Origin of the sequence: Streptomyces sp. NPDC058401, assembly GCF_042722885.1 — a bacterium.
GTDB lineage: Bacteria > Actinomycetota > Actinomycetes > Streptomycetales > Streptomycetaceae > Streptomyces.
In genome coordinates, this window is sequence record NZ_JBHXKA010000010.1 from 47,370 (window position 1) to 67,989 (window position 20,620).

The following is a 20,620-nucleotide window of genomic DNA, read 5'->3' on the forward strand; positions in this document are numbered from 1 at the left end:
CGGAGGCCCTCGGCCCTCGGCCGCGCCTGCGGGCTTCGCCTACCCCGCGCCCGGGAGCCGGACCGTCACGAGGAGCCCGCCGGCCGGGCGGGGGACGAGGTCGAGGGTCCCGGCGTGGGCGCGGACGACGCTGTGCACGATGGCCAGGCCCAGCCCGACCCCGGCGTGCTCGTCCGTGCGGACGCGTTCGGTCGCCCGGCGGAAGGGTTCGGTGAGCGTCGGGACCAGTTCCGGCGGGAGCCGCGGGCCCGTGTTCTCGACCCGCAGCACGCTCGTGCCCCCGTGCTCCTCGGTGTGGACCGTCACGGTCCCGCCGGTGGGGAGGTTGTGGACGACGGCGTTCTGGACGAGGTTCGTCACCATCCGCAGCAGGAGCTCCGCGGAGCCGTCGGTGCGGGCCGTGCCGCCGGTGACGTCGAGGGTGATCCGGCGCTGCTCGGCTAGGGGGAGCAGCGTTTCGGCGGCTTCCTCGGCGAGCAGCGAGAGGTCCACGCGCTCGCGGGTGAAGTCCGCGCGGTCGCCGTGGCTGAGGAGCAGGAGGGCCTCGGTGAGGTCGATCGCCCGTGCGTTGACGGCGTGCAGGCGCTCGACGAGCTCGCCCCGGTCCCGCGTCGGGTCCTTGCGGGCGACGTCGAGGAGCGTCCGGGAGATGGCCAGCGGGGTGCGCAGCTCGTGGGAGGCGTTCGCGGCGAACCGCTGCTGCTCGGCCACGTGGGACTCCAGTTGTTCGAGCATCGAGTCGAAGGCGTCGGAGAGTTCGCGGAACTCGTCCTGGCGGCCCTTCATGCGGATCCGGTGGGACAGCGACCGGTTCCCGGCCGTCCGCGCCGCGTCCGTGATCCGGTTCAGGGGCGCGAGCATCCGCCCGGCGAGGATCCACCCGCCCACGAGGCCGAGCACCAGCAGGAACACCAGGACCGCGGCCGCCCTCGGAGCGAAGACGCGCAGCAGGTTGGACCGGATGGGGAAGACACCGTTGGGCGGGCTATCGGCGTCGACGACGAGCGCGCGGTCGGGGACGTACCGCAGGAGGAACAGCCACACCGCACCGAGCAGCAGGACCCCGGCGACCATGAGGAATCCGGCGTAGCTGAGGGCGAGTTTGGAGCGAACGCTCCATCCGGGCGCCCTATCCACGGCCGGCCTCCCCGTCCGCCTCGCGCGTCACCCCGGGGGCGGGCTGGCTGTCGATGCGGTAGCCCACACCGGCGACGGTGGCGATGATCCACGGTTCGCCGAGCCGTTTGCGCAGGGCCGAGACGGTGATGCGCACGGCGTTGGTCAGGGGGTCGGCGTTCTCGTCCCAGGCCCGTTCCAGCAGCTCCTCGGCGCTGACGACCCCGCCCTCGGCGGCGACCAGGACTTCCAGCACGGCGAACTGCTTGCGGGTGAGCGCGACGTAGCGCCCGTCGCGGAAGACCTCCCGGCGGAAGGGGTCGAGCCGCAGGCCCGCGATCAGGCGCACCGGGGGCCGGGCGTACGCGCGCCTGCGGTCGAGCGCCCGCAGGCGCAGGACCAGCTCCCGCAGCTCGAAGGGCTTGGTGAGGTAGTCGTCGGCGCCCAGCCCGAACCCGGACGCCTTGTCGTCGATCCGGTCGGCAGCGGTGAGCATGAGGATCGGGATGCCGCTGCCGGAGGCGACGATGCGGCGGGCCACCTCGTCGCCGGAGGGGCCGGGGATGTCGCGGTCGAGGATCGCGAGGTCGTAGGAGTTGACGCCCAGCAGTTCCAGGGCGGAGTCGCCGTCACCGGCGATGTCGGCGGCGATCGCCTCCAGCCGCAGGCCGTCACGGACGGCCTCGGCCAGGTAGGGCTCGTCCTCGACGATCAGTACGCGCATGCCTGAAGCCTAAACACCGGGACATATCGGCGTCGTATGCACGGCGCGCAGCCGGGCGTGCACCGAGCGCGCACCGGGTACGCGCCTCAGCCCGCCGGTACGGCCGCGGGCGAGGGCTGCGGCAGCTCCGACGGCTCCGGTGCCTTCGTGCGCCACCAGCGGCGCGACGCCAGCGCGGCCAGGGCGGCGCCGGTGGCGTTGACCAGGACGTCGTCCACGGAGGAGACCCGGTCCAGCTGGAAGACGTACTGCGCGGTCTCGACCAGGACGGAGCAGCCCGCGCCCAGGGCCAGGATCCGCGGCACGGAGGCCAGCGCCGTCCAGCGCATCGGGGCGAAGAACCCGAGCGAGGCGAAGACCAGCAGGTTGCCGGCGATCCCGAGCGGCCCCATCGTGACCAGGTCCCGCAGCGGTACCAGGCTGAACCGGCCGGGCACGATCCCGGCCCCGGACCCCGGCATCATGGTCATCCACACGAACGGCAGCGTCCCGTGCACCATGCCGACCTCGGCCAGCGAGATCCGCCACGCCGACCGGGCGTCGACGCCCGCGCCACGCCGGCGGCGCGCCAGGGCCCACACGAGCAGCAGGGCCAACGGGATGGCCACGAGGGTGACGAGCACGACCCCGTTGAACGTGTCGAGGCACCCGTGCCACCGCCCGGCCATGCACCTCGGAGCGGCCATGAAGAGCATCCCCCGCACGAGGTAGAGGACGCTCGCCAAGCCGAGGGCCGCCAGGGCGAGCAGTACGGTCCTGAGGGTGCGGCGCGGCGGTGTCGACAAGGGTGCGGTGTGGTTCATGTCCCCAGGGGACATGGCGGTGCGTTGCGAGCCCGTATGCGGTTTTCGATACGCCCGCGATACCTGCGGTGGACGCGGTCGCGGCGGTCGCAGCGCTCGCAGCGGTCGGGGCATCAGGGACCCGGAGCCGACAGCGGTACTTCGACGACGAAGAACAGGAAGCAGGGCGTGCGCGAAAGCTCACGGAAGGCGTCGGGGAACAGCTCGCGGGCCGCCGGGTCGGGCTGCGGTTCGCTGATGACCGAAAGCCGGAAACCGGCGGTGGCGAAGGCCTCGGACATCGCGTGCAGTGACTTGCGCCAGAACGTCATCGGGACGGACTTCCCGCCGAACGTCCAGTCGAAGCTGTAGCTGCCGGTCGCGAAGTAGTCGGGCCGCGGATCCTGGAACGTGTAGGCCACGAAGGGGTGGTCCACCGACACCAGCAGCCGGCCGCCGGGTCCGAGGACGCGCCGGAACTCGGCCAGCGTCGGTCCCCAGTCCTCCAGGTAGTGCAGGACCAGCGACGCGACCACGTCGTCGAAGGCGCCGTCGGCGAACGGCAGACGGTCGCGCAGGTCGACCTCGTGCAGCTCGGCGTCGTGCAGCTCGGCGTCGTACAGGGCGGCGTCCCCACCCAGCCGCCGCCGCGCCAGCGCCAGCATCCCGGCGCTGGAGTCCACGCCGGTGACGACCGCACCGCGCTCGCGCAGCGCGGCGGTGAGGGGCCCCGATCCGCACCCCGCGTCCAGGATCCGGCGGCCGGCCACGTCTCCGGCGAGGGCCAGCATCGCGGGGCGCTCGTACGAGGCGTTGACGAGGCTGTTCTCGTTCTCCGCCGCATACGCCTCGGCGAAGCCGTCGTAACGATTCACCCGGCCCTGATCCTGATCCCGGTCCTGTTCCATCGCCGCAGCCTAGTAGTCACATGATCTACCGGGACAGGGCCCGGGGACCCGGAGGCTCGGGCGTCCACCCGCTCCACGCGGGAACGGCCTCGCGCGCCGCGAGCCAGTCCGCCGGAACCCCGCCGGTGCCGGTGCGTGCCGCCACGACCCCGCCCGCGATCGCGCACGTCGTATCGCGGTCGCCCCAGCCGCCGACGGTCTGCCACAGGGCCTCCGGCAGGTCGTCCAGGTACCCGGCGGCGCACCACAGGGCGAACGGCACCGTGTCGGGGGCCGAGATCCGCCAGCCGGATCCCAGTACGGACGCGGCACGGCCCACCGGGGTCCCCGCGGGCAAGTCCGCGGCCAGCCGCAGTCCGGAGCCGACCTCGCTCCCCGGGACGTACCCGGCGACCTCCCGGAGGAACTCGGCGCGCACCGGCGCTTCGCGCTCCCTGCTCCCGGCCGCCAGCGCGGCGGCCACCGCCACGGCGACGGCGCCCGCGACCGCCTCCGGGTGTGCGTGCGTGGCCACCGCCGACAGCTGGGCCTGCGAGGCCGCCTCCGCGGGGTTTCCCCGGAACCAGGCACCGAGCGGTGCGACCCGCATCGCGGCACCGTTGCCGTAGGAACCCTGCCCGCCGAACTGCTCGGCGGTGACCCCCCGCCAGCCCTCGCCCGCGCCGATCCGGCCCAGTACCTCGTGCATGGACGCCCCGTACTTGCGCCCCGAATCCCGCGCGTACTCGGCGGCGAACTCCCGTGCCAGGGCGTCGGGCCGGACCTCCCCGTGGGCCCCGAGGTGGGCGAAGAGCACGAACGCCATGGCGGAGTCGTCCGTCCAGGTCCACGGGCTGGACCGGAGCCTGCGCGCCGCCCACTGCTCCTCGACGTTCTCGCCGGAGAGCGTGAACCAGCTGTCGCCGAAGGCATCGCCCATCACCAGGCCGTCGAGGGAGGCGCGGGCGGATCGGTCGTACGGCGGGCTGCTCATCGGAAGTCCTTCGGACGGCGGACGGGGCAAGCCATCCTCGCCGTCCGCGGACGATGAGCGCGAGCCGATTACGGTCCGTCGGCTCAGGCGTCCCCGACGACGACCCCGGTGTTCTGGCAGGCGGTCAGCAGCCAGCGGCCGTCGGGCTGCTTCGCCATCACGTACAGGGGAGCGCCCTCGCTCCGCTCGCCCGGGGACAGGTAGAGCTGGCGGACCTTCACGGCGGCGACGTCGGGGCGGATGAAGAGCACGTGGACCACCTCGTAGGTGACCCGGCCGTCCCAGGTCGCCGCGGGTAGGACCTTGCGGGTGAAACCCGAGATCGCGTCGAGACCGACGAGCACCTTGCCGTGGGCCGTCGTCCAGATCGCGTCCGGGTGGAAGAGGCCGAGGAATTCCTCGGGGTCCTTGGTCTGCTGGGAGTGCTCGACGGTGGCGACGAGCCGGCCGATCGCTTCGATGTCCGCCGCGCGGGACGACGGGGATGGTGTGGTCATGAGGATCATGGTCATACCTCAAGCAGGCTTGAGGTCAAGCCCGTTGAGGTACGAGGCGCCTGCCCCGACGGCCGGACCGGCTGCGGACCGGATATGGACCGGCTACGAGGTGGCGATCGGGGACACCGCCACGCAGCCGCCGGCCATGGCGGCCTCGCCCTTGGCCTCCTTGATGACCTTGCCCTTGTAGATGACCTTGCACGTGAGGTCGGCGGTGTTGTCGACCGAGCTGGGGGAGACCGCCGGGGGCATGACGCCGCGCAGGGTGACCGTCTTCGTCCAGGCGGCGCCCGGCTGCTCGGCGGTCACGAGGTTCGGCGCGGTGGCCGTGCCCCCTCCGTCGTGGAAGGAGACCGAGTCGACGGTCTTGCCGCTGACCTCGTAGGTGACCTCATAAGTCTCGTTCACGGCCTTGTCGACCTGGTCCACGGCCTTGTCGGTCGCACCGGCGGAGCAACCGGCGGTGGCGAGCGCCAGGCCGGCCAGGGCGAGGGCGGAGAGGAGGGTGGTGGGGGATTTGCGCATGGCGTGAGGGTAAATTTAAAGAATCCGTAAAGTCAACTTAGGGCCTGGTTGTTGGGGTGGACTGGGTGGATCTGCGCCGGAAATGGCATTTGCTAAACGGAAGGCGGGGAGGGGTGGAGGGCTACACCGACGCGCAGGCTTTCCCGTCGGTGTCCGAGCCGGAGGACTTCGCGAGGGAGGCGTCCAGGGTGAGGCCGGCGCCGGTGGTCCGGGCTCCGGTGAGGCTGACCCCCTCGGGGAGGTCGCCGACGTCCACGGTCCGGGGCGCCAGCCGTTCGGCCAGACCGGCCGCGCCGGGCAGCCCGCTCACGGTGGCTATGGGGAGTTCGCGGCCCAGTACGGTGACCGTCGTCGGGGTGATCGTGAGGCCGGCCGACGTCGTGCTGGTGCTCGCGTGCACGGTGACGGGGAGGCCCAGGCCGCCCACGGTCCCGGTGAGGGTGAGTCCCTTCGCGTCGCCGCCCACGGTGAGCCCCTCGGCGCCCGCCGCCGCGGTGTCCCCCGAGTCGGCGAGGCGCTTCTGCAGGGCTTCGTAGGGGATGGTGGCCGACGCCCGGCCGCCGCTCATGCCGCCCTCGCGCGTGACGTCGTACAGGTCGGCCTTGATGTCCATGTCGGTGTCGGCGCGGCGCACGTCCTCGGCCGCGAGGTGTACGGAACCCACCTGGCCGGTCAGCGCGCGGAGTCCGGCGAAGGCGCCGGAGAGTTCCGCGGTGACGGGGCCGCGGGCCTGGAGGCGGCAGCCCGCCGCGCGTGCGATGCGGTCCTGGGTGGTGCGTTCGACCACGACGTCGGCGACGAGGACGCCGGCCAGGGCGACGGTGATCCCGGCGGTGATGAGGACGGGGGTGCGTCGGAGCTTCATTGCGCTGCGGATCCGATCTGTTTGAGCATGCCGAAGGCCTCCAGCAGGAGCGAGGAGGGCGGGGTGTCGGTGAGGGTGCCGTTGGCGCGACGCCGGCGCTGCGTGCGCAGGACGGCGCGGACGGCGGACAGGGCGGCGCCCGCGATCACCCCGGCGCGCAGGTCGGCCTCGGGGGTGTCGGAGGGGAGCCGGTTCAGCACCATGAGCGTGAGCCGGTTCTCGAAATCGGCGAAGAGCTGCACGAGTTGGGCCGCCACCACGCGCTCGTCACCCGCGATGGCCACGGAGTGGGTCAGGGCGGTGAGGCTGGACGCCGCGAACGGGGCCACCGCGGAGATCAGGGCGTTGCAGACCGCGTCGAGCGGATCCTCGTGCGCCGGGCGCCGGGCCAGCTCCGCCTCGACGTACGCGAACAGGTCGACGCTGTCGGGCAGGAGCAGCGCTTCCTTGCTGTCGAAGTAGCGGAAGAAGGTCCGCTCGGAGACGTTCGCGCAGGCGGCGATGTCCGCGACCGTGGTGCCCGCGAAACCGTGCTCGGCGAACAGCGCGGCGGCGCCCTCGCGCAGCAGCTTCCGGGTCCGCTCCTTCTTCCGCTCGCGCAGGCCGGAATCGCGCGGGCCGGAATCGCGCGGGCCGGAATCGCGCGGGCCGGAATCCGGCTCGGATCCGGACGCGGGCGCGGACGCGGGCGTGGGCGCGGAGAGAGGGGCGGCCGGATCTTGGTTCACCGTCGAAGCCTAGCAATGCCGTCACCCCTGTCAATCGTCAGGACTGACAATTGTCAGTCCTGCCATTTTCTGCCAAGGTGCTTCGTGTCAGCCCTGACACTTCTTGGAGGCGTCGTGCATTCCCCCCTCGGCCGAACGGGCCGTCCCGGCCGTCTCGGCCGCCTCGGCGGCTTCTGTGCCCGCCACCCCGTCTGGGTGATCGCGGCCTGGCTCCTGCTGCTCGCCGGCGCGATGTCCGGCAGCCGGCTCTCCGCCCCCGTCTACAGCGACCAGATCAGCCTCCCCAGCACGCAGTCCCGTACCGGCGCCGATCTGCTGGCCGCGTCCGCCCCCGGGATCGGGGACCCCAACGGACGCGTGGTCTTCCACGTGGACTCCGGCTCCCTGGCCGGGCACCGCCAGGCCGTCGACGAGAGCGCGGCCCGCCTCGCGCGGATGCCCCACGTCACCGCCGCCTCCCCGGTCGTCACCAGTGCGGACGGCCGTACCGCCTACACCACGGTCTCCTTCGACCGGCAGGTCAAGACCCTCGGGCACGAGTACACCGGCACCCTGGACACGGCCACCGCCGCGGCCCGCGCCTCGGGCGTGGAGGTCGCGTACGGAGGGGACCTGAACCAGGTCGTCCGGCCGCCCGCCGACGACAAGGCCCGTGAGGCGGCGGGCGTCCTCGTGGCCCTGCTGATCCTCCTGCTCGCCTTCGGCAGCGTCGTCGCTGCCCTGCTGCCCCTGCTCACCGCGGTGATCAGCGTCGGCGTGGGCCTCGGGGTCGTCGGCATCGTGGCGGGAGTCGTCAACTTCGCCACCGCCGCCCCCACCCTGGCCACCATGATCGGCCTCGGCGTGGGCATCGACTACGCGCTCTTCCTCACCACCCGCTTCCGCCAGGACCTCCTCGACGGGCACGATCCGCTCGAAGCGGCCGGCCGTACCGCCGCCACCAGCGGGCGCGCGGTCGTCGTGGCCGCCGTCACCGTCGCGGTGGCCATGCTGAGCCTGTACGCCTGCGGACTGAGCTTCATCGGCCGCATGGGGCTGGCCGCCACCCTCGTCGTGGTCGTCACCGGAGCGGCCGCCCTGACCCTCGTACCGGCCGCCCTGGGCCTGGTGGGGCGCCGGATCGACCGCTTCGCCCTGCGCCGCCCGGTCGCCGAGACCTCCGGCGACCACGACGGCTGGCACCGCTACGCCGCCCTGGTGGCACGGCATCCCCGGAAGTTCCTGACCGCGGGCACGCTGCTGCTCGCGCTGTGCGCCGTACCGCTGTTCTCGATGCGCCTCGGCCACGTCGACGACGGCGCCGACCGGGCGGGCAGCACCACGCGCACGGCCTACGACTGGATCGCCGAAAGCGAGGGACCCGGCTTCGGCCCCGGGGCCAACGGCCCCTTCCTCCTGGTCGTCGACCTCCACGAGGCCTCCGTCCCGGCCGACCGGATCGGCGCCGGACTCACGGCGGCGCTGCGGGACACGGCCGGGATGGCCGGGTTCACCCCGCTCGCGCCGACCCCGGACGGCCGCCTGTTCGTCTCCACCGTCACCCCGGCCACCGGACCGCAGAGCGCCGGCACGGGGAGCCTGTTCACGACGCTGACCGGCACCACCCTGCCCCGCGCGCTGAACGGCACCGGCGCGCAGGGCTACCTCACCGGATCCACCGCCGGCCAGCTGGACTTCCGCGACACCGTCAAGGACCGGCTGCCGCTCATCATCGGCATCGTGCTGGCCGCCGCACTCGTCCTGCTGACCTTCGTGTTCCGCAGCGTCGTGGTCCCGCTCAAGGCGGTCGCCCTGAACCTGTTCACCACCGCCGCGTCCTACGGGGTCCTCGTCGCGGTGTTCCAGTGGGGCTGGGGGAGCGGGCTGATCGGGGTGTCGGAGCCCGTCCCCATCGAGTCGTTCGTACCGATGATGATGTTCGCGATCGTCTTCGGACTGTCGATGGACTACGAGATCTTCCTGCTCTCCGCCATCGCCGCCTCCTGGCACCGCACCGGGGACAACACCCTCGCCGTCGGTACGGGCCTGGCGGCCACCGGGCGGGTCATCTCCAGTGCGGCGCTCATCATGACCGCGGTCTTCCTGTCCTTCGCGGCTTCGCCCACGGTCGTGGTCAAGATGCTCGCGGTGGGCCTGGCGGTGAGCGTGATCCTGGACGCGACCGTGGTGCGGCTGGTGCTGGTCCCGTCGGCGATGTTCCTGATGGGCCGGGCCAACTGGTGGCTGCCGCCCTTCCTGGACCGGCTCCTGCCGCGGCCGCACGACGCGGACCGGCGGGAGGAGCCGCCGGAGCGGGGCGCGGCCGTGGGTACGCCCTCGGCAACGGCCGTGGGCACGGGCGGCGCTCGCGGTGAGGCATGATCGGGGGATGTCTGATCGCATCATCGCCGCCTGCGACGGGGCGGCCAAGGGAAATCCCGGGCCGGCCGCCTGGGCCTGGGTCATCGCCGACGTCCACGGACACCCCGAGCGCTGGGAGGCCGGGCCGCTCGGCCGGGCCACCAACAACGTGGGCGAACTCACCGCCCTGCAAAGGCTGCTGGAGGCCGTGGCCCCCGGTACCGCCGTGCAGGTGCGGATGGACTCCCAGTACGCCATGAAGGCCGTGACCCAGTGGCTCCCGGCCTGGAAGCGCAACGGCTGGAAGACCGCCGCGGGCAAGCCGGTGGCCAACCGGGAGCTCGTCGAGAGCATCGACGCCCTGCTGACCGACCGGGACGTGGAGTTCCGCTACGTCCCCGCGCACCGCGAGGACGGTGACCACCTGAACGCGATCGCCGACCAGGCGGCCAGCGACGCGGCCGTGAGCCAGGAGCCGGCCGGTACCGCACTGGGCCACGCGTCCATGCCCGTCCCGGCCCCGGCCCGCAGCACCCCGGCCCGCCGTCCCGCCGGAACCGCGAGCGCCAAGGGCACGACGGCCACCAAGAGCGCGACCGCAGGCCGGGCCGGGGTGACCATCAAGGCCAAGTTCCCCGGCACCTGCCCCTGCGGAAAGCAGTACGCGGCGGGGGAGAAGATCAGCAAGCTCGGCTCGCGCTGGGGCCACCCCGACTGCGGTGGCGGCGGCGACACGGACGCCGGATAGCGGCGGGCTGGCCTATGGGCCGGCCGGGCGCACGGGGCCGGCCGGCCGCCCGGCCGGGTCAGCCGGCCAGGACCCCGGTGATCGTGGTGACGGGCTCGGTGTCCCGGGCGGCGGGCACCTCGACGCGCACGGGCTTGCCCAGCTCGGTGAACGCCACGGTCGTCACGGACTTGGCCGGACCGAGGGCGAGCGTCATCCGCGACTGGACGAGGCGGCCCTGACCGTCGACCCAGACCTCGGCGGACACGGGCACCTCGCCGCCGATCTTCGCCTGGAGCTCCTCGAAGAGGGCCCGTTTGTCGCTCGCGAGCCGGGCGGCCGTGGCCTGGAAGGGCAGGGTTCCGCGGTAGTGGACGGTCGGTACGCCGCCCAGGTCCTGCTCCCCGGCCTTCGTCACCTTCGTCAGCGCCGAGACCTGCTCCAGCACGTGCTCCGGGTCGTTGAGAGGCGCCCGCAGGGCGTAGTGGGTTTCGGCCTTGTCGCGCGCGATGCTCGCCCAGGTGTCCTTGTCCATGCCGCCTGCCCCGCGGACGTAGACCTTGCCGTCGGCGAACACCTGGTCCACGTGGCTGATGCCGCCGCCCGGGAGGTCCACGGACAGCGCGCCCTTGTCCCCGGCCATGTCGAAGTCGCCGGTGGCGGTGAGGGTGTAGGTCTTGGATCCGTCGCCGATTTCCATCGTCTGACTGGTCCGCGCCGAGGTCGCCCGGGTGGCTTCGGCGGCGGCCCGCACGGTGCCGGCGTGGTCGGGGGCGGGCTCGGCCGACGCCTTCAAGGCGGTATCCGAGGCGGGACGGGAGTCGGGCCCCGGGCCGCATCCGGCACACAGGAGGGCGGCCAGGGCTGCCAGGGCGGCGCATGGGACGTGGGAACGGCGCATCGTTTCTCCGAGAGTCGTGGTCGAGCACTCTGTCGGGCTGCGTCGCTGGGGGTACGGGCCGGCTCAACAAGGTTGCACTGAACCCTAATGGACCTTGTGTGTGGTCCGTACACGAGGTTTCTGAGGAAGGCGGGCGCTACGCAATCCTTTCGTTCGAAAGAAAACGGAAGTTTCGGCTTTCCCGCGCTACGCTGACCTCGACCAGGGACGCAGTCGAGGGGAGCTCCACCGTGCACGCAGAGGAACGACAGCAGGCGATCCTGCGCCGGGTCCGCGAAGCGGGATCGATGCGCGTCACGGACTTCGCGGCGGAGCTCGGCGTGTCCGTGGTGACCGTGCGCAAGGACATCGAAGTCCTCGCCGAACGCGGCCTGTTGGCCCGGGTGCACGGGGGTGCGATGCTCCCCGAGGACTGGGCGGAGACCGCCCCCGCGACCGCGGTCCCGGCGGCGGCCCGCGCCGTCTCGGCCGCTCCCGCCGCCGGGACCGGCCGGCCGCTGGTCCTCGGGCTGATCGTGCCGTCCTCCGCGTACTACTACCCCGAGGTGATCAAGGGGGCCCGGGAGGCGGCGGACGCCCTCGGGGTGCGGCTGACCCTGGCCGTGTCCACGTACGACGTGGACACCGAGAAGGCGCAGGCCGCGCGAATGGTCGCGGACGGCGTCGACGGGCTGCTGCTCGCCCCCTCCGCCGGCGACGGCAGGCCGGGCGGCCAGTGGTACGAGGAGCTCGGCGTGCCCGTCGTCCTGATCGAGCGCCGCCCCGAACAGCAGGCCTCCGCCGCCGAGCACGTCGGCACGGACCACGGGTACGGGGCCAGACTGGCGGTGGGCCACCTGCTGGACGCGGGGCGCCGCAGGATCGCCCTCGTCATGCGCGGCGGGACGCCCACGGCGCCCTGGATCAAGAAGGGCTACTTCGCGGCGATGGAGGAGGCCGGCCCCGACGCCGCCGGGCACGCGCTCTTCCTCGACCTCGCGGAGTACGGCGCGGGCGAAACCGCCTACGAGCAGGTGATGGACGCCTTCGTGGCGGCGGTGCGGGAGGGACGCGTCGACGCCGCCCTGGTCCATCCCGACCACGAGGCCATGGTGCTGATGCAGCGGCTGCGCGGTGCCTCGCTGGCCGTACCGGGCGACGTCGCGCTGGTCTCGTACGACGACGAGGTGGCCTCCCTGGCGGACCTGCCGCTGAGCGCGGTGGCGCCCTCGAAGCACGAAGTCGGTGTCACCGGCGTGGAGTTGCTCGTCCGCCGGCTGCGCGAGCCGGGCCGGCCCCGGCGGCGGATCGCCATCCTTCCCGAGCTGCGGGTGCGGGCGTCCAGTGAGGTCTCGGGGCTAGAGGCCTAACTGTTACTTCGCTTTCCTTTCTCAAAGTTTCCTTTTCTATTGACTCCCTTCTCCTCTGGCCGAATGATGTGCATCACCTCGCCGCATCGACGGCTCGCATCTGAGGAGCAGAGCAGTGAAGCTCACTTCCCGTACCTCCCGCGCCGCCCTCGCCACTCTCTCGCTGGCCTTCTTCGCCACTGCCTGCGGGGGGAGCGAGGGCGCCGCGCCCCAGGCCGAAGCCCCCAAGGAGCCGGTCAACCTGACCTATTGGGGCTGGACCGGCGGTGCCCAGCAGGTGGTGGACGCCTTCAACGCGTCCCACCCGAACATCAAGGTCACCTTCTCGGCCATCACCGGCGGACCGGACGGATACGCCAAGATCAGCAACGCGATCAAGGCCGGAAACGCTCCCGACGTCGCGGGCATCGAGTACCCGACCCTCCCCGAGTTCGTCAGCCAGGGCTTCCTGGAGGACATCACCGCACCGGCCGGCGCCACCGTGAAGGCGAAGTTCCCCCAGGGCGTACAGGACCGGGTGATCCTCGGCGGCAAGACCTGGGCCGTGCCGTACGACGCCACGCCCAACCTCCTCTACTACCGCAAGGACCTCTTCAAGAACGCGGGCGTCGAAGTCCCCAAGACCTGGGACGAGTACAAGGCCGCCGCCGAGAAGATCAAGGCCTCCGACAAGAACGTGCGCATCGGCAGCTGGGGCAACGACGACGCGCCCATGCTGGCGGCGCTCTCTTGGCAGGCCGGTGCCAAGTGGTACGGCACCGAGGGTGACGGCTGGAAGGTCGACATCAACGACGCCCCCTCGCAGAAGGTGGCCTCGTACTGGCAGGGCCTGGTCAAGGACGACCTGGTGACGAACCTGAAGTTCAACGGCCCGGAGATCGCGAAGGCCAAGGCCGACGGGGCTATCGCCAGCTTCATCGGCGCCTCGTGGAGCGCGGGCGGCACGATGACGGCTCTGGCCAAGGACTCGGGCAAGTGGGGCGTCGCCCCGCTGCCGCACTGGGGCACCCCGGCCACCGGCATGTTCGGCGGCACCAGCTACGCCGTCACCAAGGGCAGCAAGCACGTCAAGGAAGCGGCCGAGTTCGCCACGTGGGCGGCCACCAGCCCCGAAGGGGTCAAGGCCCGCCTCAGCAGCCTGAAGGCGCCGAGCAGCAGCCTGCCCGCCAGCCCCGAACTGCGTCCGATCGCCGCCGCGGCCTTCGACGACAAGGGCTTCTTCGGCGGCGACAAGGTCTACGAGATCGCCGGCGCGCAGGTCGACACCATCGTCCCGGGCTGGGTCTGGGGACCGGTGCAGACCGCGACCAACACCGCCATCCAGGACGCCGGCCTCAAGGGCACCCTGACCGACGGACTCGCGGCCGGCCAGACCGCCGCCGAGGCGGCCATCAAGGGCCGAGGGCTCAACCTCGCGAAGTAGGCGCCGCGCGGGGCCCGAAGCCCTCCCGGCCCCCGGGCCCCGCTCCCGCCCCTTCCGCCTCTCCGGCCCCTCCGGCCCCTCCGGCCTCGAAGTCCATCCCCGTCCGTTCCTCCGCAGCGCACCACCAAGGAGATCCGGTGGCAGCACCACTCACTCGTTCCGCGCGCGGCGCCGCCCCCGTGCACCGGCCAGGCCAGGGCAGGGCGGTGCTCGTCTTCCTCGGCCCGTTCTTCCTGCTCTTCATCGCGGTCCTGATCCTGCCCGTCGTGTACGCGCTCTGGATGAGCTTCTTCACCGAGCAGTCCTCGGGCCTCGGATTCGGCGGCACCGAACGGGTCTTCAGCGGACTCGGGAACTACACCAAGGCCCTCGGTGACCACGGCTTCACCACCTCCTTCCTGCACGTGGCCGCGTACTGCGCCGTGTACATCCCGGTGATGATCGGCGCGGCGCTCGCCCTGGCCCTCCTCGTCGACTCGGCCGCGGCCAAGGCCAAGCGCCTGGTCCAGTTCGCCGTCTTCATGCCGCACGCGGTCCCCGGACTGATCGCGGCGATCATCTGGACCTACCTCTACACCCCCGGCCTGAGCCCGGTCCTGGACTGGATCGAGGCGGCGGGCGGGCAGTGGGACTTCTTCGCCCCGGGCAGCGTCCTGCCCTCGCTGGTGAACGTCGCGGCCTGGCAGTGGATCGGCTACAACATGATCATCTTCTTCGCCGCGCTCCAGGCCGTGCCCCGCGAGGTCATCGAAGCGGGCGTCATGGACGGCGCCGGCGAACTGCGCATCGCCCTGCGGATCAAACTGCCGATGATCCGCTCCGCCGTCTTCCTCACGCTCCTGTTCACCTGTGTCGGCGTGGTCCAGATCTTCGGCGAGCCGATGCTCCTCTCGAAGCGGTCCGGCTCGATGGGCTCGGACTGGTCCCCGATGATGTTCATCTACAAGGCGGCCTTCGAGCGGCACGACTACGGCCTCGCCTCCTCCGCCTCCCTCATCGTGGCCCTCGTCGCCGGCACCCTCTCCTACGTCGTCACCCGGATCGGAAAGCGAGGTGACTCGGCATGAGCACCCAGACCGCCCCCTCGGCCCCGTCCGAGGCCGCTCCCGGCGCCGAACCGGCGCCCGCACCCGGAGCCCCGACCGCCCGACGGGCGGCTCGCAAGACGGCCGCGAGGCCGCGCCGGAGCGGCGCGATGGCCTCCAGGGCCGTGGTCAACGCAGTGCTCCTGGTGGCGGTCCTCTACACCCTGATGCCGCTGACCTGGCTGCTGATAGCCGCCACCAAGAACCACGCCGACCTCTTCGGGACGGCGGGCTTCGCCTTCGGAGACTTCCACTTCTTCGACAACCTCCGGGCCGTCTTCACGTACGGCGACGGCATCTTCGGCCGCTGGCTGCTCAACAGCCTCCTCTACTCCGTCGTCGGATCACTGGCGTCCTCGCTGATCAGCGTCGCCGCCGGATACTGCTTCGACAAGTACGAGTTCCGCGGCAAGGGCGCGCTCTTCGGCCTCGTCCTGACGGGCACCCTCGTGCCCAGCGTCATCATCACCCTCCCGCAATACCTCCTCGCCTCCGAGGTCGGGATCGTCAACACCTACTGGTCGGTGCTCGTCCCAGCGCTCGTGAACCCCTTCGGCGTCTACCTGGCCCGGGTCTTCTCCGAGGGCTACGTACCCGGTGAGGTCCTGGAGGCCGCCCGCATCGACGGGGCGAGCGAGCTGCGCGTCTTCCGCTCGATCTCGCTGCCGATGCTCCTGCCCGGCTTCATGACCCTCTTCCTCTTCTCCTTCACCGGGAGCTGGAACAACTTCTTCGGCCCGCTGGTCATGCTCAACGACCAGCACTTGTATCCGGCGGTGCTCGGCATCTACAGCTGGAACCAATTCGTTCTCGAGCGACCGGAGTTCTACTCCCTGGTGATCACCGGATCCCTGGTGGCCGTCGTCCCGCTCGCCCTCGCCTTCGTCGGCCTGCAGCGGTTCTGGCGCTCCGGACTCTCGGCGGGAGCGCTCAAGTGACGGCCTCCGACCCCACGCGCGAGCCCGACCCCACGCGCGAGCCCGACTCCGCCCGTGAGCCCGGCGGGCCCCGCAAGCCGCGTACCCTCCTCGCCATGGACCGGGCCACGAAGGCCGCCCTGCTCGACGAGCAGGCCCTGGCCCGGCTCGGCGCCACCGCGCTGCTGGACCCCGCGCACCTGGTCACCGACTTCGCCACCGCCGACCCCGCGCGGCTGCGCGAAGCCGAGGTCCTCCTCACCGGCTGGGGCTGCCCGCCCCTCACCGAGCAGGCCCTCGACCTCCTCCCGGCGCTGCGCGCGGTGGTGCACACCGCCGGAACCGTGAAGGGGCTGATGACGGAAGCGGCCTGGCGGCGCGGGCTGAGCGTCACGAGCGCGGCCGAGGCCAACGCCCGGCCCGTCGCCGAGTTCACCGTCGCGGCGATCGTCTTCGCCAACAAGCGCGTCCTCACCACGGCCCGGGCCTACCGGGAGGCCCGCAGCCAGATCAGCCCGCTCACCCTGTACCCCGCGATCGGCAACTACGGCAGGACCGTCGGCATCATCGGAGCCTCGCGCATCGGCCGCCGCGTCATCGAGCTGCTGCGCCCCTACGACGCCCACGTGCTGGTCCACGACCCGTACCTGGACGGGGACGAAGCCAGGGCCCTGGGGGTCGAACCCGTCCACCTGGACGAACTGATGGGCCGCAGCGACGTGGTGACCGTGCACGCGCCGCAGACCCCCGAGACCCGCCACCTCGTCGACGCCCGACGCCTCGCCCTCATGCGCGACGGCGCGACCCTCGTCAACACCGCGCGCGGCACGCTGGTCGACACCGACGCACTCACCGAGGAGCTGGTCTCCGGCCGGCTGCACGCCGTCCTCGACGTCACCCACCCCGACGTCCTGCCTGCCGGATCTCCGCTCTACGACCTGCCGAACGTGCTGCTCACCCCGCACATCGCCGGATCCCTCGGAAACGAACTCGGACGCCTCGCGGCCTGCGCCGCCGAGGAGTTGGAGCGGTACGCCCGAGGGCTTCCCTTCGCCTACGCCGTCCACCCGGCGAGCCTGGCCCACTCGGCCTGAACGCCCCGCCGCCGACCCCCGAAAGCCCACCCGCCATGACACTCGGTCCGCCCACCCCACTCGCCGGTCCCGCCGCAAGCCCCCTCGCGCCCACGCCGGGACAACTCGCCTGGCAGGAAGCCGGATTCGGGATCTTCCTGCACTTCGGCATCAACACCTTCAACGGCGTCGAGTGGAGCGACGGGACCCTGGACCCGGCCACCTTCCGGCCCGCGCGGCTCGACGCGCGCCAGTGGGTCCGTACCGCCACCGAGGCCGGGGCGAAGTACGTCGTGCTGACCGCCAAGCACCACGACGGCTTCTGCCTCTGGCCGACCGACACCACCGCCTACTCCGTGGCCTCCTCGCCCTGGAAGGACGGAGCGGGCGACGTGGTCGCCGAACTGGCCGGGGCCTGCGGGGAGGCAGGCCTCGGCCTCGGGCTGTACCTCTCGCCCTGGGACCGCAACGCGGAGTGCTACGAGGAGCCCACCGCGTACGACTCCTTCTACCTCCGCCAGCTCACCGAACTCTGCACCCGCTACGGCCCGTTGTGCGAGCTGTGGTTCGACGGTGCGGGCTCCGAGGGGCGCACGTACGACTGGGACGCCGTCATGGCCGTCGTCGACCGGCACCAGCCGGACGCCATGGTCTTCAACATGGGGCGTCCCACGATCCGCTGGGTCGGGAACGAGGAGGGGCTCGCCGCCGACCCCTGCCGCTACGTCACGCACTCCACGGACATCAGCCTGTACGACGACCGCCACTCCGAGCTCGAAGCGGCCGCCTACCTGCCGCCCGAATGCGATGTCCCCATCCGGGGCGACTGGTTCTGGCAGCCCGGGAACCACGACACCCTCAAGAGCCGCGACGAGCTCCTGGAGATCTGGTACTCCTCCGTAGGGCTGGGCGCCGGTCTGCTCCTGGGCGTCCCGCCCGACCGGCGCGGTCTTATCGACGACGCCGACCGGGAGCGACTCCTCGCCTTCACCGCGGAGTTGGAGCGGCGACTGGGCGATCCCGTCACCGCTGCCCTCACGGCCGCCGGGGACGAGCTCCTCGCGGACTTCGGCCGGCCCGTCCGCGTGGACCACGTGGAGCTGCGCGAGGACCTCGCCCGGGGGCAGCGCGTGGACGGCCACGAGGTCTGGGCGGACGGCCTGTTGATCGCCTCCGGCCACACGGTGGGGGTCCGGCGCGTCCACCGGGTGGAACCCCGCACCGTGCGCGAGCTGCGGATCCGGCTGACCGGACCCGGGGCCCGGCTGGCCTCGGTGACGGCAGCCGGACCGCCGCCCGAGACTGACGGACCGCCGCCCGAGGCAGCCGGACCCCCGCCCGGGGTCAGCTGATCTGCCAGCGCTGGTAGACGGAGCCGCTGTTGGACTGCTGGCTCGCCAGGGCCCCGTCCGTGCCGGAGGCGGTGGTCAGGAGCAGCCCGCTCTTCTTGTTGGCCACCGCGTAGTCGCCGGAGCCGAGCGGGGTGACCAGCCAGCGCTGGCTGTCGGCGCTGCCGCAGGCGGTCTGGACCACCGCCGCACCCGGAGCCGTGGAGCCGCCCGCCACGTCCGCGCAGAGCCCGGACGAGCCGTTGGCCATCGTGTAGCTGCCGTCGCCGGTGAGGGTCAGCCGCCACTGCTGGTTGGGGCCGCCGTGCGGGGTCCAGGTGATCAGCTGGGTGCCGGAGGCGGTGGAGCTCGCCGGGTCGTCGAGCGCCTTGCCGGCCGCGGTGAGGGTCCGTGCCCCGCTCAACTGGCCTCCGTACACCTCGAACTCGTACAGCGAGTAGCCGTAGGTGGTGCCGCGCTGGGTCCCGTACACCCGGATGTAGCGGCCGGAGCCGGACAGGCTGGTCAGGTCCTGGACCCCGCCGGTGCCGTTGGTCGTGGAGTACAGGGTGCGCCAGGTGCTCTGGTCGTCGGAGACCTGGATCTGGAACCCCTTCCCGTACGCGGCCTCCCAGCGCAGCACCACCCGGTTGACGGCCTGGGCGGAGCCGAGGTCCACCTGCAGCCACTGCGGGTCGGTGTACGCGCTCGACCACCGGGTTCCCGGATCGCCGTCCGTCGCCAGTGCGGCCGGGAAGTTCGCGGTCTCGGTGCTGGACGCGGTGGTGGGGCGGTTGCGGGCGAGGTTGCCCGGCTGGGCGACCCCCGGCCAGGAGGGGTGGTGTCCGATCGCGGCCACGATCGGCGTGAACGCCGCGTACGTGGCCACGGGCTTCGGCGAACCCCAGGTCTGCTGGGCGAGCCCGCGCAGCGGGTACATGATCCCGGCGGCGATCTGCGTCTCCGTCTCGGCGTTCGGGTTGTCGCACCACACGTGGATCAGTGAACCGCGGTTCTTCGCAGGGTCATTGATGGTGTTGCCCCCCTCGAACCGGTCCGGGGTCCAGGTCTCGTACATCCACTTGGTGTCCGGCTTCGCGCCGCCGAGCACGTAATAGGTCGGCGTCCAGGACTCGTTGGCGACCGTGTACCCGGCGTTGACCAGCTGCTGGGGGGTGAGCCCGTAGCTGTACCAGTACTCGACGAGGATCCGGGCGTCGGGGGAGACGGTGCCGTCCCCGGACTTGATGCCGTCGTTCCACATCCGGGTGGTCTTGCCGGCCGAGCGGACCAGGGCGTCCGACCAGTTCACGAACCCGTAGTAGGTGTCCTTGGCGGTGGCGTTCGCACCGTAGTGGGCGCGGGCGTAACTGAGCAGCTGCGGGTACCTGGCGTAGTCCGTGACGTACTCGTCGGCGCCGATGTGCCAGTACGGGGCCGGGAACAGCGGCAGGTACTCCTCGACCAGGTCCTTGATCAAGGTGTAAGTACCGGGCAGGGAAAGGTCGATGAACTCGGAACTGGCCGTGCCCGAGGCGTCCTTGAGCTTGAGCTCCGGGTGGGCGGCCAGGATCTGGTTCATGTGCCCCGGGGTGTCGATCTCGGGCACGATCGTGACGTGGTACTTCTGCCCCAGCGCGATCAGCTCCGCGATCTCCTGCTTGGAGTAGTGGTCGGCGGAGACGATCTCCGGGTGCGTCGAACTCTCCAGGCGGAAGCCGAAGGTGTCCGACAGGTGGAAGTGGAAGTAGTTGAGCTTGAGGTAGGCCAGCTCCTTGATGTGCTGCTTGACCCAGTCGACCGTGAAGAACTTCCGCCCCTGGTCGATCATCAGCCCGCGTTCGGCCTTGGTCGGCCAGTCCACCGCCGTGCCGGCCGGCACGGAGGCCGACTGGTGCAGCAACTGCAGCACCGTACGCGTGCCGTTGAAGGCCCCGGCGTCGGTCCCGGCCTGGATGGCGAGGGACGGTCCGACGGTCATCCGGTACCCCTCGGCGGGCAGCGAGCCGTCGCCCAGGCTCAGGGCGATGTCACCGGGGGAGGGGCTCCCGGTGACCACGGCCACGGGCCGCCCGGCCAGTGCTTGCAAGTCCTCGGCGAACGTGGCCGCTTCGTCGGAGAGCTGCGCGGTGTGGGCGGGATCGACGACGATCCGGCTGGTGCTCGTGAAGCCGTACGCCCCGCTGCCGGCCGTCCACTGCCGCAGGGCCGGCACCGTCTGCGGCGGCGCGGCGGCGACGGCCGCCCCGGCCCGCAGGGGCTGGGCCCCGGCGGCGGAGGGCAGGGACAACGCGGCCAGGGCCAGCGCGGAGGCGGTCAGGAATCTGAGCAGACGCATGGCGAGTCCCCAGGTGATCAC

General features: G+C 71.9%; 19 protein-coding genes. 8 read left to right on the forward strand and 11 right to left on the reverse strand.

Annotation, left to right across the window (positions count from 1 at the left end; genetic code table 11):
- Positions 1 to 39: 39 nt before the first annotated feature.
- From ACFWNV_RS05670 to ACFWNV_RS05710, 9 genes are all read right to left on the reverse strand, one after another.
- Positions 40 to 1,137, reverse strand: a complete 1,098-nt coding sequence (locus ACFWNV_RS05670; RefSeq protein WP_383940977.1) for a sensor histidine kinase — start codon at positions 1,135 to 1,137, stop codon at positions 40 to 42.
- Positions 1,130 to 1,840 (reverse strand): response regulator transcription factor, encoded by a 711-nt coding sequence (locus ACFWNV_RS05675; RefSeq protein ID WP_383940980.1) that lies wholly within the window; start codon positions 1,838 to 1,840, stop codon positions 1,130 to 1,132. Before ACFWNV_RS05675 ends, ACFWNV_RS05670 begins: the two co-directional genes overlap by 8 nt.
- Before the next feature lie 86 nt (positions 1,841 to 1,926).
- Positions 1,927 to 2,643 (reverse strand): VanZ family protein, encoded by a 717-nt coding sequence (locus tag ACFWNV_RS05680; RefSeq protein ID WP_383940983.1) that lies wholly within the window; start codon positions 2,641 to 2,643, stop codon positions 1,927 to 1,929.
- Positions 2,644 to 2,756: 113 nt separating this feature from the next.
- Positions 2,757 to 3,530: a class I SAM-dependent methyltransferase gene (locus ACFWNV_RS05685; RefSeq protein ID WP_383940986.1), complete on the reverse strand. Its 774-nt coding sequence runs from the start codon at positions 3,528 to 3,530 to the stop codon at positions 2,757 to 2,759.
- A 25-nt stretch (positions 3,531 to 3,555) separates the two neighbouring features.
- Positions 3,556 to 4,503 (reverse strand): ADP-ribosylglycohydrolase family protein, encoded by a 948-nt coding sequence (locus ACFWNV_RS05690; protein ID WP_383940989.1) that lies wholly within the window; start codon positions 4,501 to 4,503, stop codon positions 3,556 to 3,558.
- Between the two features lie 83 nt (positions 4,504 to 4,586).
- Positions 4,587 to 5,009: an SgcJ/EcaC family oxidoreductase gene (locus tag ACFWNV_RS05695; protein ID WP_383940992.1), complete on the reverse strand. Its 423-nt coding sequence runs from the start codon at positions 5,007 to 5,009 to the stop codon at positions 4,587 to 4,589.
- A gap of 93 nt (positions 5,010 to 5,102) precedes the next feature.
- Positions 5,103 to 5,525, reverse strand: a complete 423-nt coding sequence (locus tag ACFWNV_RS05700) for a hypothetical protein (protein WP_383940995.1) — start codon at positions 5,523 to 5,525, stop codon at positions 5,103 to 5,105.
- A 121-nt stretch (positions 5,526 to 5,646) separates the two neighbouring features.
- Complete coding sequence (locus ACFWNV_RS05705) at positions 5,647 to 6,390, reverse strand: DUF2993 domain-containing protein (protein ID WP_383940998.1); 744 nt, start codon at positions 6,388 to 6,390, stop codon at positions 5,647 to 5,649.
- Positions 6,387 to 7,118 carry a TetR/AcrR family transcriptional regulator gene (locus tag ACFWNV_RS05710; RefSeq protein ID WP_383941001.1) on the reverse strand — a complete coding sequence of 244 codons (732 nt, stop codon included), beginning with the start codon at positions 7,116 to 7,118 and terminating at the stop codon, positions 6,387 to 6,389. Before ACFWNV_RS05710 ends, ACFWNV_RS05705 begins: the two co-directional genes overlap by 4 nt.
- Positions 7,119 to 7,232: 114 nt before the next feature.
- Here ACFWNV_RS05710 and ACFWNV_RS05715 point away from each other — a divergent pair, with 114 nt between their 5' ends.
- Both ACFWNV_RS05715 and ACFWNV_RS05720 read left to right on the forward strand, forming a co-directional pair.
- On the forward strand, positions 7,233 to 9,479 hold the full coding sequence (locus tag ACFWNV_RS05715; RefSeq protein ID WP_383941004.1) for an MMPL family transporter: 2,247 nt from the start codon (positions 7,233 to 7,235) through the stop codon (positions 9,477 to 9,479).
- A gap of 7 nt (positions 9,480 to 9,486) precedes the next feature.
- A complete protein-coding gene (locus tag ACFWNV_RS05720; protein WP_383941007.1) occupies positions 9,487 to 10,206 on the forward strand; it encodes a ribonuclease H in 720 nt (239 codons plus the stop codon).
- Positions 10,207 to 10,264: 58 nt separating this feature from the next.
- On the opposite strand, the gene ACFWNV_RS05725 is transcribed toward ACFWNV_RS05720, so the two are convergent.
- Entirely contained in the window at positions 10,265 to 10,981 is a 717-nt protein-coding gene (locus ACFWNV_RS05725; RefSeq protein ID WP_383941010.1) for an LppX_LprAFG lipoprotein, read from the reverse strand.
- 335 nt (positions 10,982 to 11,316) lie between these two features.
- On the opposite strand from ACFWNV_RS05725, the gene ACFWNV_RS05730 reads away from it, so the two are divergent.
- The 6 genes from ACFWNV_RS05730 to ACFWNV_RS05755 all read left to right on the forward strand — a co-directional run bounded on the left by ACFWNV_RS05730 (position 11,317) and on the right by ACFWNV_RS05755 (position 18,285).
- Positions 11,317 to 12,435 (forward strand): substrate-binding domain-containing protein, encoded by a 1,119-nt coding sequence (locus ACFWNV_RS05730; RefSeq protein ID WP_383941013.1) that lies wholly within the window; start codon positions 11,317 to 11,319, stop codon positions 12,433 to 12,435.
- A gap of 115 nt (positions 12,436 to 12,550) precedes the next feature.
- Positions 12,551 to 13,858, forward strand: coding sequence for an ABC transporter substrate-binding protein (locus ACFWNV_RS05735; protein ID WP_383941016.1), 1,308 nt, complete (start codon positions 12,551 to 12,553; stop codon positions 13,856 to 13,858).
- Positions 13,859 to 14,064: 206 nt separating this feature from the next.
- Complete coding sequence (locus tag ACFWNV_RS05740; RefSeq protein WP_383941131.1) at positions 14,065 to 14,925, forward strand: carbohydrate ABC transporter permease; 861 nt, start codon at positions 14,065 to 14,067, stop codon at positions 14,923 to 14,925.
- Positions 14,922 to 15,881, forward strand: a complete 960-nt coding sequence (locus tag ACFWNV_RS05745) for a carbohydrate ABC transporter permease (RefSeq protein WP_383941018.1) — start codon at positions 14,922 to 14,924, stop codon at positions 15,879 to 15,881. The genes ACFWNV_RS05740 and ACFWNV_RS05745 overlap by 4 nt, the downstream gene beginning before the upstream one ends.
- A gap of 95 nt (positions 15,882 to 15,976) precedes the next feature.
- A complete protein-coding gene (locus ACFWNV_RS05750) occupies positions 15,977 to 16,954 on the forward strand; it encodes a hydroxyacid dehydrogenase (protein WP_383941134.1) in 978 nt (325 codons plus the stop codon).
- A gap of 35 nt (positions 16,955 to 16,989) precedes the next feature.
- On the forward strand, positions 16,990 to 18,285 hold the full coding sequence (locus tag ACFWNV_RS05755; protein ID WP_383941021.1) for an alpha-L-fucosidase: 1,296 nt from the start codon (positions 16,990 to 16,992) through the stop codon (positions 18,283 to 18,285).
- Here the strand turns inward: ACFWNV_RS05755 and ACFWNV_RS05760 are convergent.
- Entirely contained in the window at positions 18,278 to 20,620 is a 2,343-nt protein-coding gene (locus ACFWNV_RS05760) for a family 20 glycosylhydrolase (RefSeq protein WP_383941024.1), read from the reverse strand. The genes ACFWNV_RS05755 and ACFWNV_RS05760 overlap by 8 nt on opposite strands.